The organism is Marinomonas ostreistagni, from assembly GCF_016461785.1.
GTDB lineage: Bacteria > Pseudomonadota > Gammaproteobacteria > Pseudomonadales > Marinomonadaceae > Marinomonas > Marinomonas ostreistagni_A.
The window spans coordinates 38,172-51,783 of sequence record NZ_JAEMUH010000013.1 but is presented as its reverse complement, the minus strand read 5'-3'; the positions used below and the strand labels follow the sequence as shown (position 1 = coordinate 51,783).

Here is a 13,612-nt window from a genome sequence, read left to right as displayed (position 1 = left end):
TCAAATTAGTTTTAGAGGACATTATGAGCACCCGTTCAGAATACGACCTATTAGGCACTTTAGATGTGCCTGAAGATGCCTATTATGGCATTCAGACACTAAGAGCTGCTCAAAACTTTTCAATCACTGGCGTACCGATTTCTCATTTTCCGGAGTTACTAAAAGCTCTTGCGATGGTAAAAGCCGCCGCAGCTAGGACAAATCAGGACTTTGGCCTTTTAAGTGAACCCAAAGCTGATGCAATCGTTTACGCATGCCAAGACCTAATCAATGGTAAATACCATGAACAGTTTATCGTCGATGTCATTCAAGGTGGTGCCGGGACGTCCACTAATATGAATGCCAACGAGGTTATAGCGAATATCGCCCTAACGAAATTAGGTCATCGACTTGGTGAATACCAATTCCTTCACCCAAACGATGATGTAAACCGCTCTCAGTCAACTAATGATGCCTACCCTACGGCAGCATGCTTAGGAATTCAATTTGCAGCGGATAACTTTGTTCCAACTCTGGCATCATTAAAGTCTGCTCTTGAGGAAAAAGGGAAAGAGTTTGCTAATGTCCTAAAAATGGGACGCACCCAGCTACAAGATGCTGTACCAATGACACTTGGTCAAGAATTCGACGCTTTTGCTGTCACTCTTGGCGAAGATTTAGATCGAATAAAAGAAGCTTGCTTATTATTGTGTGAGGTGAATTTAGGCGGAACAGCGATTGGCACTGGGCTTAATACCCCAGAAGGCTATTCAAATAAGGTCATAGAGAAGCTCGCTGTCCTGTCGCATAAGCCGCTTGTGCCAGCATCAAATCTAGTTGAAGCAACATCAGATATGGGCGCATTTGTATTCTTCTCTGGGATTTTGAAGCGTTTAGCTATTAAATTGAGTAAGATGAGCAATGACTTACGCCTACTTTCTAGCGGCCCACGAACTGGTTTCGGTGAAATAAAGCTGCCAGAAATGCAACCCGGCTCATCCATCATGCCGGGCAAAGTCAATCCAGTGATACCTGAAGCTATGAACCAAACAGCATATCAGGTCATGGCATCTGACTTGGCTGTTACCCTTGCAGCCGAGGCTGGCCAGCTCCAGCTAAACGCGATGGAGCCAATGATTATCTATAATCTTTTAAACTCGCTAAAAATGCTAAAACAAGCTTGCCATATGTTAGAGCACAAATGTGTCCGAGGCATTCAAGCTAACCAGGAGGCTTGTTTGGCACATGTCGAGAATAGTATTGGCATCATTACAGCTTTGGTGCCACACATTGGCTACTCAAACTCCTCACGTATTGCTCGACAAGCGTTACTGAGCGGCATGACAGTTAAGTCTCTTATACTGCAAGAAGACTTGCTTACAGAAGATGAGTTGAACGAGCTATTAAAGCCAGAAAACATGATCGCTCCGATGCGAACAAAGAGCGAATCATAAGGAGATAACGTGACAGACAAAATTCTTATCGTGTATACAGGTGGCACTATTGGAATGGTTCATACCGAAAAAGGGCTTGCACCATCAGAAGGCCTATACGAACGTATTCATGACACCTTAGGTGAGAGTTTACAAGGGTTACCAAACTTTGATGTGATTGAACTAAACCCACTGATTGATAGTTCAAACATAACCCCAGATCATTGGGGTAAGATTTACGACACCTTACAAGAAAATTGGGCAGACTATAGCGGTTTTATCGTTTTGCATGGAACGGATACACTTGCCTACACTTCAGCGGTGCTTTCTTTCATGCTAGGTCAATGCGATAAGAATGTAATTATTACCGGCTCGCAAATTCCTCTCGGCATGAGCCGAAGTGACGGTATCAACAACCTTGAAGCAGCTTTAGCTCTTGCGGCAGAGAGTAGTTTCGGCATGACAACCGTCTTGTTTCACCACACTTTGATGCAAGGTAGTCGTGTGACAAAATTCAGTAGTCATGATTTTGCTGCGTTCCAGTCCTTTAATGCTGAACCTCTGGCAAAGCTATCTATTCATAAGACCTACGTAGGAACAAGAAATAGCAATGACTCTTTATGCTCACCTGTTGTTAGAAATTTTACGTTTTTAAACCATTCCGTTGCTGTTTTACCTCTCTACCCGAGCATGCCTAAAAGCGCTTACCAAGGCTTTTTAGAAGACGATCAATGCCGTGCTGTCGTTTTGCAAACCTATGGGGCAGGCAATATTGCGGATTCTAATGAGAGCTATGTCGAATTTTTGCAAGCGATGCAAGCTGCTAAGAAGGTTGTTGTGAATGTAACTCAGTGTTCCCATGGTGGCACATCTCAAGGCGCTTACGCCGCGGGCTCTTTACTGGAGCGGCTATCCGTTCTAGATGGTAAAGATATTACCTTAGAAGCGGCATTTTCAAAGCTACATTGGCTAATTGCAAAAGGCCACTCTTATGATGAAATCCAACAGAGCTGGCTTAAAGGAGTCATTGGGGAGTTTACTGAAGAATAATTGGATAACGAAACTTACAAAAACATGTTAGTTTCGTTAAAAATCACTTGGCTGGTTGAAAGCATTAAAGGCTTAGTGGATGATTCTGGTAACTTCTACACGACCAGATGATACCAATGACCATATCACTTACCACACCAGCCATGCTTTTCCCTGCAGTGTCATTACTACTGCTAGCCTACACAAACCGTTTCGTCACCTTAGCCTCTTTGATTCGAAACTTTGACCCAGAACACAGTACTGAAAGCACGCAACAGCAAATTGCCAATCTTAGAAAACGTATTTATTTGATTCGTCGTATGCAAGAGGCTGGAGTTATTAGCTTTTGTCTCTGTGTTGTTTCTATGCTGGCGCTTTACTGGAATTATGAAACGGCTGGCGGCTATATTTTCGCAGCCAGCTTAGCTTGCTTACTATATTCGCTCTTTTTGTCTGTACGCGAGATTAATATTTCCTGTGATGCACTCGATGTACACCTGCAAAATTTTAAAGTTGACTTTAAATCTAAGATCAAAAAGCGTAACTGAAGCTAGGTTAAAACGTATCATTTTCAGAGTGGACGTAGAGCGTCTCCTCTCCTGAAATACTCACTTCCACATGAAAAACAATCGGGCGACAACAAACCTGACAGTCTTCAATATATTCGTAACTTTCATCTGTTTGCTCAAACAGAACCTCAATCGTTTCGCCACAATATGGACAACTAATAAATTCACTGTTAACTAACTCATTCATTGCACCCCTCCAAATGTGACAGAGACTTATAATTTAGACCATACCGCCCACTCATTACCGCATGGATCCAGAAAGTGAAAACGTCGGCCACCTGGAAACTCGAAAATTTCTTGTTCAATACTCCCGCCATAAAGATGAACAGTTTCCAAGGTTGCTTCTAAGTCATCGCTGTATAACACCACCAACGCAGCGCCGTTTTGTGGTCGTGATGTGTAATTGGCTCGAAAAAAGCCTCCATCTAAACCTGAATTTTTAAACGCGGTGTAATCCGGCCCAAAGTCCTCAAAGCTCCAACCAAAGGCCTGTTCGAAAAAGCGTTTATTGGCTTCTAAGTCACAGGCAGCCATTTCGACATAATTAATATGATTTGATTGCATTTTAATCTCATTTAAATTGTTGCGATTGTGACCAACATTACACTCGCAACGATCATAACACCACCAAGCCATTGCTGAGTTGAAATACGTTCATTAAAACGCCGCTTAGATAAATACAAAGTCCCTAGTATTTCAGCTTGGCCGAGCGTCTTAACTAATGCTGGGTTCACCAAAGCAAAAGCTGTAAACCAGCCAATTGAACCGAGAGAGCTTAGAATGCCCACCTTCCAACTCAATCGCACCGATCGGTTCAATGGCGCCTTAATATCTTTGGCCTTATAAATCTGTAGAGAACACAGCACAACCGATTGAAAGGCTAGTACATACCATAAAGTGACGCCAGCGCTGGTAATCAAAGATCCTTGTAGAGAGTGGCTCGCCATTGCAGCCGTAACAGACGTGATAGCAAAACATAAACCACTACCAAGCCCTGCCATTAGAGAAATATCCTTATGAACTTGACGTAGCGTTTCTAAACGTAAACTCATCACCAGTGCACCGGCCACACCAAGCAAAACTCCTACCCACCCCATGACACTTAAAGAATAGTGCAACAGTGGAATTCCAATTAAAGCAGCCAAAACAGCTTCTGTCTTTGCCAGTAACGTTCCCAATGCAAAACTTCCAGATTGAAAAACTCTAAGCATCAAATAGGTCGCCAGCACTTGAGCCGATGCGCAAATACTGGCAAACAATATAAACCTACCCATCTCTGGAAATTTAATTTCACCAACCATTAACCAACAGACAACTAAATAAATAGAGACCAGCGGCAGGCCATAGAGAGATCGAGCCATTGTGGCATGTAAAAAACCTTGCTCTTGTGATAATGTTTTTTGATGTGCTGTTCTAAGAGCTTGGCAAGCTGCAGCAAACAGAGTGACGAAGATCCACATGTCGAAAGTTTTTCCTTGCGTTTAGAAAGGCAGGAAGAATGCTCCCCTTATTCCTATTTGTAAAAGGAATAATTAGAATTACTGGCATTCCTACTTGGAATGTAATTTCCTTTCGTTCAGAACAAGCGACTTTTTAGTGAAACGACAATTTATTAAATTTGGCCTAGTTGGCAGCATTGGTTTTCTTGTAGACATTAGTATCCTTTGGCTACTTTCCCATTGGTTACCTTATCCAACTGCTAGGGCAGTATCCTTTTGGGGCGCAGTCACCTCAAACTGGTGGCTGAATCGTGTTTTTACCTTTCAAGATGCAGAACATGCCGAAAAGCCTCATCAACAATGGGGCAAATTTTTTCTAGCATCGTTGGTTGGCTTTATTCCAAATTGGGGCGGATTCGTAATAATGATGTGGTTTGGAGAAGTTCAAGGTTTCACAAACTATGCCATTTTTCCTTATGTTGCGATTATACCTGGCGTCCTTGCCGGTATGATTATTAACTTTTCTTTATCTAAGGTTTGGGTTTTCAAAGCTTAAATTGCATTATGGTGTTTCCACTGTACCATCAGCAAATTTTGCAAACCGACCTTTCTCTACACCATGTGTCTGATCACTCTCAGACCATGGCCAACCACCAAATTGGGTACGCTGATAATCATAAAACGCTTGTTGTAATTCTTGACGTGTGTTCATCACAAATGGACCATGCTGCTGTACAGGCTCACCAATAGGACGACCTTGCAAAAGAAGAAATCTTGCCTTCACTCCAGCATTTCGGATCACAACTTCAGAGCTACTTTCTAAAGCATATGCTTCTCCGACTGCAACGTCTGCGGCATCAAATGTACCCGCCTGCCCTTCAAAAAAGTAAAGAGTTCGGTTAAGTTCAGCGCTCGCTGCTGGCAAAGTCCAGCTAGCATGAGGTTCAAGGTCTATAATCCAAATTGCCACCTCATTTTGATCCGCCCCTGCCCATGAATCTGGTGGTGGTGATAAGGGGGTGACGGTTTCACCATTTGGATTTTGGTATGACCCCGCCACCACTTTAACTCTCGCCTTATGACCCGATTCATCTTGCACTTCGGCTATCGGTGTTTGCTCATTCCACAACATAGCAAAATGAGGCTCAACCATTTTGTTTTTGGCAGGTAAATTCAACCAAACTTGAAACAGCTCAATAGGGTTAGGTTTATCTTGATAAACGAGAGGAAACATTTCAGAGTGCTGAACACCTTTACCAGCGGTCATCCACTGTGTATCACCCTCACCATATCGTCCTGCCGCACCCATTGAGTCCGCATGATCAACAAAGCCTTCATTGACGATTGTAACCGTTTCAAAGCCACGGTGCGGGTGAGCAGGAAATCCGGGGACTTTGCTTCCGTGGTACATGCGCCATCCATCAATACCTACAAAATCTTGCCCTATCCTTCTTCCAGCCAATGAGGCATCAGGACCTAGTGAACCATTGCCATTGGGAAAACGGTCATTATGAAATGCACAAAATAGGAAAGGATCAAACGTTGGCCAAAACATTTCAAGCTTTAGGCGTTGTTTTATAACTGAAGTCATCTTTAACCTCTATCAATTCAGGTAATCTTTAAAGACTAACGTAAGTCACCTGTGGTATCGATACGTATCAACGAGTTCCTTTGTCTTTTCATTAGGATGAAATCAACATTTTACTTAATACTTTCGTCGCAATACTAATGCAAAGCAATGCCCCGAGTGATGTAATTCAAAAACAACGATAATAATTCGGAGATAGCAGTATGGTGCGAATTTGGATTGCAACCATTGTAATGGTCATTGTCGCGATCGCGTCTGTGGTAGTCAGTGGAATCCCATTATGGTTTGCAGTGTTAGCAACCATGATTTGTGCAGCCAACGGGGTCATAGCCATGGTGAGCCATCAACCCTTTCTGAAAAAAGAGTCCCCTAACCACCAAGCGACTCATAGCAGCCAACCTAAAAACAGCACTTCACACATCGCATCATCGGTTTCTTCTACGGCATCGAAGATGGCTATTAATTCTGCCGAGGTCTCTTATGCCGTAGATAGCCTTACTAAAAATATCCAAGAGGTTGAAAATCACAGTCAGCAGATTTCTGGGGCAACCTCTGACCTTAGCCGTACTGGTGAAGAGCTTTCAAATCATATCGTCAACGTTAACCAAACAATGGAACAAACTGCAAACGCAGCGTCACAATCAGAACATAAATTGAGAGAAGGTGCCGAACGTGTTTCCTCTTTAGCGCTAGCAGTCAACAGTGCTGCAGAGCAATTAGAACGACTTAAGCAAAGTGCTGATGATATTGAAACTATTACAGATGTTATAAAAGGGGTTTCCGAGCAAACTAACCTGTTGGCACTGAATGCTGCAATAGAAGCTGCTCGTGCTGGTGAACAAGGGCGAGGCTTTGCTGTAGTAGCCGATGAGGTAAGAACGCTCGCAGCAAAGAGTGCAGAAGCTTCTCAACAAATTGCAGACATGCTTAATGAAGTACGAAGTAATACTTTACGCACTCGGGATGACATGGCCCAAGTCACTGAACAAAGCCGCTTGTTAGAGGATGAGTTAACGGAAGTTACGCAAACTTTTTTAGGTATAACTCAAGACGTTCAAGAGGCTTCCCAATCAATGGAAGAGATTAAACAATCCAGCCTTGGGTTTCAAACCACTAGCTTACAAATCAATGGTTCAATTGATGACATCAGTGCTGCATTAGCAACGCTATCCATTCGCAGTGAGGAGCTGTCTAGCCAAGCGAATGGATTGAGCCAAGGCGCAGAAAGTGTTTTCCTTGCCTTAGACGGTATCACACATGAAAGCTTTTTTTCTGAAACACTAGCAGAGGGACGTAAGGCAGCAGAGCAAATCGGTCAGCTTTTCGAAACTTGGATTTCTCAGGGAAAAATCAGTGAGAATGCTTTGTTTGAGCAAAATTACACACCCATCGCCAACACTAATCCAACGAAATTCTCTACTTCATACGACAAAATGACGGATCAGTCCTTGCCCGACATTCAAGAACCGATTCTTAACCGACATAATCACATTTTGTATGCGGGGGCCGTTGATCGTAAAGGCTATTTCCCTACTCACAATCGCCGTTACTCACAACCTTTAACCGGAGAATATGAAAAAGACTTGATTAATAATCGTACCAAACGGATCTTTGATGATCCGACGGGGCGACGCTGTGGTAGCCATACAGATTCATTTTTGTTGCAAACTTATAAGCGTGACACAGGTGACATCTTGCATGATTTATCAATTCCAATTTATGTGAACGGTAAGCATTGGGGTGGTTTCAGGATTGGCTTCAAAGCCAATTACTAAGACCAAAAGATCAGTAAAAGTCTTAAAAAGCTCTGAATTTCCATAAAATTCAGAGCTTTTTTGTTATTTGAACAAAGTATTTCTGTCTCTAGAAAAATCTTCAAAACATAAAATTAACTTGCTTAGGTTACAAAAGTTTCAGATCGACTGTTTACTTTCTTAATTCAAGCAAGACTTCTGTAAATATCAGAGATTGGTAGACTGCTCCGCCAATAATAATCACAAACTTTTATAGAGAGTATCCTTCATGATCACTAACGAAGCAGTCTCCCCAAACGACCAGCGTGAAGTAAAAATTGTTCTATTGATCGCAGCGTTTGTTATCCTACTTGCAACCTTCTTTAACCAATTACCAGGCGGTATGATTGGCGCATTAGGCGCAATGGTTATTGTCGGTTTCATTCTGAACTACTTAGGTGACCGCACCCCTATTATCAACCAATTCTTTGGTGGTGGTGCTATTGTCGTTATCTTTGGTTCATCATACCTTTTCCACAGTGGATTCTTGTCAGGCGACATTGAAAAGCAAATAACAACGTTCACGAAGAGCGGTGGCTTCCTTTCTTTTTATGTAGCCAGCCTAGTGACAGGTTCTATTTTAGGCATGAGTACGGATACTCTTAAAAAAGCAGCACTTAAATACATTCCTGTTATTTTAGGGGCAGTAGCAGTCTCATTCCTATTCGCTGGCGTTATTGGCTTATTCTTTGGCAAGAACTTGTTCGAATCGCTAATGTTGATCGCCCTACCTATCATGGGTGGCGGCATGGGCGCTGGCGCAGTACCACTTGTTGAAATCATGTCGGGGCGTACTGGTATGGACGCTTCGACACTGATGTCGCAAATGGTTCCAGCTCTAGCCATCGGTAACGCTATTGCCATTGTCATCGCAGGCTTGTTGAACAAAGTGGGCAATATGAAGCCTTCTTGGACGGGTAACGGCGAGCTTATCCGTGGCTCAGAAGAAGCGATTGAAGACAAGTCAACGTCCAACGATTCTTTGGATGTTAAAAAGCTTGGTATGGGCGCACTGATTGCTATCAGCATGTTCTTCCTAGGCACATTGCTATCAACGGTTATCAGCATGCACACATACGCATTGATGATCCTATCCATCGCTTTGATCAAAGTCTCTGGTCTAATGCCTGAGCGCCTAGAAAAAGCAGCTCACGCTTGGTACACGTTCGTTGTTAGCAACTTAACCCCAGCATTACTTGTGGGCATCGGTGTTGCCTACACGGACCTGAACCAGATCATTGATGCTCTCACACCAATGTACTTTGCAATGGTTTTTGCAACCGTATTAGGCGCAGCAATCGGCGCGGGCATCATCGGCCGTGTAATGGGCTTCTACCCAATCGAATCGGCAATTACTGGTGGTCTATGTATGGCTAACATGGGTGGTACTGGTGACGTGGCGGTACTGGCTGCCAGCAAACGTATGCAGCTAATGCCGTTTGCGCAAATTTCATCACGTATCGGTGGTGCATTCATGTTGATTTTAGCAACCTTTGCTATCCAACTGCTTGCTTAAAATCCCCCCCCTCAAAAGAGTCCTCTATGAGGGCTCTTTTGTGTCCTTTATAATGCAAGGTATTCGCCAATGAACGCCAATACCATGACACTTAAATTCTACTTAAAAGCCATTATTCTTAGTACGATTACACTTATTATTGTGGTATCGGGAAGCCTAATGGTGTTTATCACAAAACAAACCTATCTAGACACCGTTAGTCAGCGTGGTATTGAGTTAGCTCGCGTCTTAGCCAATGATGCAAATGTTGTTGACGCTGTTCAACGTTCAAATTTTGGTCAAACCGAGTCATTACAGAATTACATTGAGACCATCCGCTCTAAAACAGATGCTTCATACATTGTGGTAACCAACAAAGCGGGAATACGTTTAAGTCATCCTCTTATTAAGCGAGTTGGTAAACAATTTATAGGAGATGATATATACCCTACTCTAGAGAATGGCCTTACTAGAACAACGGTTGCTACTGGAACACTTGGTCCAGCCATTAGAAACTTCGCCCCCATCACAATAAATACAGAAATTATTGGCGCTGTCAGCATTGGTTATTTGCAACAATCCGTTACAGACCTTTTATTTAACTACTACTTAGAAGCCGTGCTTTGGCTTGGTTTTATATATGTAATCGCCATTCTGTTATCACTGTCGTTGATGAGTAAGCTTAAACGGACCTTTTTAGAATACGAGCCGGAAGAAATAGTCCAACGCTTTAAAGAGCATCGATTATTACTTGGAAGCATCCGTGAGGGCATCATCGCCATAGATAGGCATCATCGTGTTACCGCAATCAATGATGCTGCAAGTTATTGGCTAGCCCCCGATCAAGACCACGAACAATTGATTGGCTTACCATTATCAAAACTCTCCCAAGGACTTTCGCTTTTGATCGTAGAGGCATTAGATAACCGCCACAAGCACTCTATTACCCTTGGACGTCACGAGTTTGCAGCAACACTTTATCCGTTAAATATTGAAACTACCGATTCTGGCTATTTAATTGTTTTGAATCACGAACAAGACATGTCTGAATTAGAGCAAGAGTTAGCTCGAACAACAGCTTACGCTAATCAGCTCAGAGCTAAAACTCACGAACATAGTAACAAACTAAATGTTATTTCAGGGCTTTTGCAGGCAGGACGAACACAAGCGGCCATTGACTATCTTCAGCAAGAAAGCGATTACCACCAGAAAATCTTAGGTGTACTGGTGAAGAGCATTGAAAATAGCCCCATCGCAGGCATGTTATTGGGCAAATATAATTATGCTAATGACCATGGAATTGAGTTTTCGCTAGACGATGACAGCCATTTAAGAAACTACACCCAATCGGTCAATGACGATCTGATTACTTTAATTGGTAATCTTATTGAAAACGCATTCTATGCAGCGCTTCAGAACCCTGAACAGCAACCTAAAACCAGTATATTCATCAGCGACCGCACTCGTTTTTTGATGATAACAGTGGAAGATTCCGGCCTAGGAATTGATGAAAAAATTGCCGAACGAATCTACGATCTGGGAGTCAGCAGCAAAGCCAATCTGTCTGAGCATGGTGTAGGTTTATACTTGGTTAGCCGGATTGTGAAGAGATATAATGGAAGCCTAGACTGGGAACGTAGCGACGACCATACCACTGTATTTAGTGTGTACTTAGATAAAAGTGAGTTAAATAAATGACACAGTATTCTGTATTGATCGTTGAAGACGATCAGCAAGCTAGCTACACCCTTGAACAAGCGGTCAACCAGCACCCTCAATTCACCGTCTGTGCTGCAGCAGAAACGGCAAAAGAAACTCGCCAGTGTTTATCTCAGACTCCAGATTTAATCTTACTTGATATTACTCTTCCTGATGGGGATGGCATGACATTGTTACGTGAAATACGTCAACAAGGTATACAGGCTTCTGTCATCATGACGACGGCAGAGAGAGAAACCTCTACGGTTGCACAAGCTATCCAATTAGGTGTGAATGATTACCTAGTTAAACCGCTGAGACTTTCTCGAGTTCATCAAGCTCTAAATGACTTCATAGCATTCAAAACAAAGCTCGAAGAATCAGAAAAAATTGATCAACTTCAGATTGACGACTTGATGCGAAAAAATAAAGCCCAACCACGCACACGAAAAACGCCTAAAGGCATCGATGCCACGACTCTATCCACGATGATTGAGCACATCAAACAGCGCAACACCCCTTTTTCTGCACAGGAAATTGGTGATGAGTTGGACTTAAGTAGAATCACTGCACGCCGCTACCTCGAATATCTTGAAGAACAAGGTATGGTCAGTATGAGCTTAAACTACAATACTGGTGGACGCCCTAAGCAACTTTATCATGTTGTCTCTCAAGTATAACGTTGGCGGGTACCGTCCCTCGCCAGCGGACATTTGAAGCAATTAAAGAGCCGATAATTAAGATAACGCCAAACCATTGCCAAAACCCTAAAGTTTCGCCCATTAAAAACATTCCCAATACCACGGCCATCATTGGGTTCAGCAGCGACAGCATACCAAACGCATTTGGGCCTATCTGCTTAATACCGTTAACTGCAATGATGTAACCCAATGCGGTATTCAAGATAATTAACCAGAAAAGCCCAGGCAATTGCTCCAAGGTGACCATTGTTGGCGCTCCTTCCCACAACCAAGCAACTGGAATGAGCAGTGTGCCCGCTGTTAGCAACTGCCATGTAGCCACACCTAGAATATCTTTCACCTGCCAGTGTTGGGTCAGCAATGTTGCGATAGCAATGACAAAGGTTGCTCCTAAAGCACACGCTACGCCTATTGGATCAAGATTAGCGGATGGGTTTAATAGCAAAAGAACACCAAGCAACCCCACCACTGCACTCAGAGTCGCCTTAACAGCGGGACGTTTCCCTTGAGCCAACCACTGAATAACGATTAGCAACAATGGCAATGTGGCACCTAGCGTGCCTGCGACGCTACCTGGAAGGCGGTACGCAGCAACCATAAGCAAAATAAAAAATACACCGATATTAAAGAAACCAAGGATCACAACCTTGCTCATCGCCATCCTGGGCAAACGGCGCAATAACAGCATCAAGAACACCCCCGCTCCAAGCGCCCTAAACACAGCGACCCAAAGTGGTGATAAATCCGTTAAATATAAGCCAACTGCGGCATAGGTACTGCCCCACAAAATCGGGGCAAGTGCTGTCAAAAGAAACGGATACAAGGAACCTCCAATTAAATTTATCTTTTACAAAAGATACTTTCGCAAAAGATATTGTATTCCACTCCGCAAATCAAGTATCTTTTACAAAAGACAAATACACACATAGATGGTTTATGCCTGATCACGTTGAAAAGTTACTAAAGCAGTGGCAAAACGTCCGCCCAGACTTAGATTGCAGTCCAATGGGAATTATCGGTCGCATAGGAAGAATGGAAAAATTCATCAGTCCAGCAGTTGAGAAAGTCATCAATGAGCATGGAATGAGTCGCATTGAGTTTGACCTGATGGCAACGCTTCGCCGTGCAAATGGCCCGCTTACGCCAACTGAACTCTATAAAACAACCATGCTTTCATCTGGAGCAGTATCAAGCAAACTCGATAAATTAGTTGAAAGGCAGTGGGTGGAACGTTTAATCAATGAAGAAGATCGACGCAGCTGTCGAGTAGTACTCACTGAGCAAGGCCTTAACGTCATTGACCCTGCGGTAGATGACCATGTCGGAAACCAAAAAAAACTCCTCGAAAGTTTCACTTCCGAGGAGCAACAGACTTTAGGAAACCTACTGGCCAAATGGCTTGGCGAGTATGAAAAATCGCTTTGAGCTACTTCATTGTCATCAACGAGGCATATTGTTCGTTTGAAGCCATATTAACTGCGCGTTTTAATGCGTCAGGGGTTTGGTACACTTGGGTCATAAATTGCTGACCATCAACCTGCTCAGAATCTAGATAATTTCGCTCAACCAGCCACCCTTTCAGAGCCTCTTGATTCAGCTCACCATTAGGCAGCTGCATCTTTTCCATGTCCTCTGGAGATAATTGAGCAACTGCACCACTCGGTAAATAAATAGCGCCCGTAATGAAGTCAACGCCAAAGGCAACGACACCAGGCACAAACCAAAAAAGCAATCCTATCGCATCTAATGCCACCACGCCTATGTCAAGCTTGCCACCGTTTTGTCCTTGTCTTTCAGGGTAAATTAACGTACCACATGCAGCCAGCTGGGAAGCGATCAGAGAACCAACAACGACCTTGCTCATCCCTTTCGATGTAATGTTCATGCA

At 43.3% G+C, this 13,612-nt stretch carries 15 protein-coding genes; 9 read left to right on the top strand and 6 right to left on the bottom strand.

Annotated features, from left to right (window positions below):
* Window positions 1-23 precede the first annotated feature (23 nt).
* The 3 genes from JHD44_RS13810 to JHD44_RS13800 all read left to right on the top strand — a co-directional run bounded on the left by JHD44_RS13810 (window position 24) and on the right by JHD44_RS13800 (window position 2,989).
* The gene (locus JHD44_RS13810) at window positions 24-1,433 is read left to right on the top strand and encodes an aspartate ammonia-lyase (protein WP_199463358.1); all 1,410 of its coding nucleotides are present in this window, start codon (window positions 24-26) and stop codon (window positions 1,431-1,433) included.
* A gap of 9 nt (window positions 1,434-1,442) precedes the next feature.
* Window positions 1,443-2,462 carry an asparaginase gene (locus tag JHD44_RS19155; RefSeq protein ID WP_199463357.1) on the top strand — a complete coding sequence of 340 codons (1,020 nt, stop codon included), beginning with the start codon at window positions 1,443-1,445 and terminating at the stop codon, window positions 2,460-2,462.
* A 116-nt stretch (window positions 2,463-2,578) separates the two neighbouring features.
* Window positions 2,579-2,989, top strand: coding sequence for a DUF2721 domain-containing protein (locus JHD44_RS13800; protein WP_199463356.1), 411 nt, complete (start codon window positions 2,579-2,581; stop codon window positions 2,987-2,989).
* A 7-nt stretch (window positions 2,990-2,996) separates the two neighbouring features.
* Here the strand turns inward: JHD44_RS13800 and JHD44_RS13795 are convergent, their stop codons facing one another.
* Genes JHD44_RS13795 through JHD44_RS13785 form a run of 3 tightly spaced genes read right to left on the bottom strand, consistent with a single transcriptional unit; the run spans window position 2,997 to window position 4,470 of the window.
* Entirely contained in the window at window positions 2,997-3,197 is a 201-nt protein-coding gene (locus tag JHD44_RS13795) for a CPXCG motif-containing cysteine-rich protein (protein WP_199463355.1), read from the bottom strand.
* A 26-nt stretch (window positions 3,198-3,223) separates the two neighbouring features.
* Entirely contained in the window at window positions 3,224-3,574 is a 351-nt protein-coding gene (locus tag JHD44_RS13790) for a VOC family protein (RefSeq protein ID WP_199463354.1), read from the bottom strand.
* Between the two features lie 11 nt (window positions 3,575-3,585).
* On the bottom strand, window positions 3,586-4,470 hold the full coding sequence (locus tag JHD44_RS13785; protein ID WP_199463353.1) for a DMT family transporter: 885 nt from the start codon (window positions 4,468-4,470) through the stop codon (window positions 3,586-3,588).
* Between the two features lie 136 nt (window positions 4,471-4,606).
* Between JHD44_RS13785 and JHD44_RS13780 the strand changes: the two genes are divergently transcribed.
* On the top strand, window positions 4,607-5,005 hold the full coding sequence (locus tag JHD44_RS13780; RefSeq protein ID WP_199463352.1) for a GtrA family protein: 399 nt from the start codon (window positions 4,607-4,609) through the stop codon (window positions 5,003-5,005).
* Window positions 5,006-5,011: 6 nt separating this feature from the next.
* On the opposite strand, the gene JHD44_RS13775 is transcribed toward JHD44_RS13780, so the two are convergent.
* On the bottom strand, window positions 5,012-6,040 hold the full coding sequence (locus tag JHD44_RS13775) for a pirin family protein (protein ID WP_199463351.1): 1,029 nt from the start codon (window positions 6,038-6,040) through the stop codon (window positions 5,012-5,014).
* Between the two features lie 200 nt (window positions 6,041-6,240).
* Between JHD44_RS13775 and JHD44_RS13770 the strand changes: the two genes are divergently transcribed.
* The 4 genes from JHD44_RS13770 to JHD44_RS13755 all read left to right on the top strand — a co-directional run bounded on the left by JHD44_RS13770 (window position 6,241) and on the right by JHD44_RS13755 (window position 11,703).
* Entirely contained in the window at window positions 6,241-7,812 is a 1,572-nt protein-coding gene (locus JHD44_RS13770) for a methyl-accepting chemotaxis protein (protein WP_199463350.1), read from the top strand.
* A 247-nt stretch (window positions 7,813-8,059) separates the two neighbouring features.
* Window positions 8,060-9,346 (top strand): 2-hydroxycarboxylate transporter family protein, encoded by a 1,287-nt coding sequence (locus tag JHD44_RS13765; RefSeq protein ID WP_199463349.1) that lies wholly within the window; start codon window positions 8,060-8,062, stop codon window positions 9,344-9,346.
* A gap of 69 nt (window positions 9,347-9,415) precedes the next feature.
* Window positions 9,416-11,023 carry a sensor histidine kinase gene (locus JHD44_RS13760; protein ID WP_199463348.1) on the top strand — a complete coding sequence of 536 codons (1,608 nt, stop codon included), beginning with the start codon at window positions 9,416-9,418 and terminating at the stop codon, window positions 11,021-11,023.
* Complete coding sequence (locus tag JHD44_RS13755) at window positions 11,020-11,703, top strand: response regulator (RefSeq protein ID WP_199463347.1); 684 nt, start codon at window positions 11,020-11,022, stop codon at window positions 11,701-11,703. Before JHD44_RS13760 ends, JHD44_RS13755 begins: the two co-directional genes overlap by 4 nt.
* Here JHD44_RS13755 and JHD44_RS13750 read toward each other — a convergent pair.
* Window positions 11,669-12,547 (bottom strand): DMT family transporter, encoded by an 879-nt coding sequence (locus JHD44_RS13750; RefSeq protein ID WP_233402138.1) that lies wholly within the window; start codon window positions 12,545-12,547, stop codon window positions 11,669-11,671. The genes JHD44_RS13755 and JHD44_RS13750 overlap by 35 nt on opposite strands.
* Before the next feature lie 113 nt (window positions 12,548-12,660).
* Here JHD44_RS13750 and JHD44_RS13745 point away from each other — a divergent pair, with 113 nt between their 5' ends.
* Entirely contained in the window at window positions 12,661-13,149 is a 489-nt protein-coding gene (locus JHD44_RS13745) for a MarR family winged helix-turn-helix transcriptional regulator (protein ID WP_199463346.1), read from the top strand.
* 1 nt (window position 13,150) lies between these two features.
* On the opposite strand, the gene JHD44_RS13740 is transcribed toward JHD44_RS13745, so the two are convergent.
* A complete protein-coding gene (locus tag JHD44_RS13740; protein ID WP_199463345.1) occupies window positions 13,151-13,609 on the bottom strand; it encodes a hypothetical protein in 459 nt (152 codons plus the stop codon).
* Window positions 13,610-13,612: the final 3 nt, after the last annotated feature.

What these genes read in the sequence shown, in the direction of transcription:
- JHD44_RS13810 (WP_199463358.1), top strand. Translation starts at nt 24, where the DNA reads ATGAGCACCCGTTCAGAATACGACCTATTAGGCACTTTAGATGTGCCT.
- JHD44_RS13800 (WP_199463356.1), top strand. Translation starts at nt 2,579, where the DNA reads ATGACCATATCACTTACCACACCAGCCATGCTTTTCCCTGCAGTGTCA.
- JHD44_RS13790 (WP_199463354.1), bottom strand. Translation starts at nt 3,574, where the DNA reads ATGCAATCAAATCATATTAATTATGTCGAAATGGCTGCCTGTGACTTA.
- JHD44_RS13770 (WP_199463350.1), top strand. Translation starts at nt 6,241, where the DNA reads ATGGTGCGAATTTGGATTGCAACCATTGTAATGGTCATTGTCGCGATC.
- JHD44_RS13745 (WP_199463346.1), top strand. Translation starts at nt 12,661, where the DNA reads ATGCCTGATCACGTTGAAAAGTTACTAAAGCAGTGGCAAAACGTCCGC.
- JHD44_RS13760 (WP_199463348.1), top strand. Translation starts at nt 9,416, where the DNA reads ATGAACGCCAATACCATGACACTTAAATTCTACTTAAAAGCCATTATT.
- JHD44_RS13765 (WP_199463349.1), top strand. Translation starts at nt 8,060, where the DNA reads ATGATCACTAACGAAGCAGTCTCCCCAAACGACCAGCGTGAAGTAAAA.
- JHD44_RS13740 (WP_199463345.1), bottom strand. Translation starts at nt 13,609, where the DNA reads ATGAACATTACATCGAAAGGGATGAGCAAGGTCGTTGTTGGTTCTCTG.
- JHD44_RS13795 (WP_199463355.1), bottom strand. Translation starts at nt 3,197, where the DNA reads ATGAATGAGTTAGTTAACAGTGAATTTATTAGTTGTCCATATTGTGGC.
- JHD44_RS13755 (WP_199463347.1), top strand. Translation starts at nt 11,020, where the DNA reads ATGACACAGTATTCTGTATTGATCGTTGAAGACGATCAGCAAGCTAGC.
- JHD44_RS13785 (WP_199463353.1), bottom strand. Translation starts at nt 4,470, where the DNA reads ATGTGGATCTTCGTCACTCTGTTTGCTGCAGCTTGCCAAGCTCTTAGA.
- JHD44_RS13775 (WP_199463351.1), bottom strand. Translation starts at nt 6,040, where the DNA reads ATGACTTCAGTTATAAAACAACGCCTAAAGCTTGAAATGTTTTGGCCA.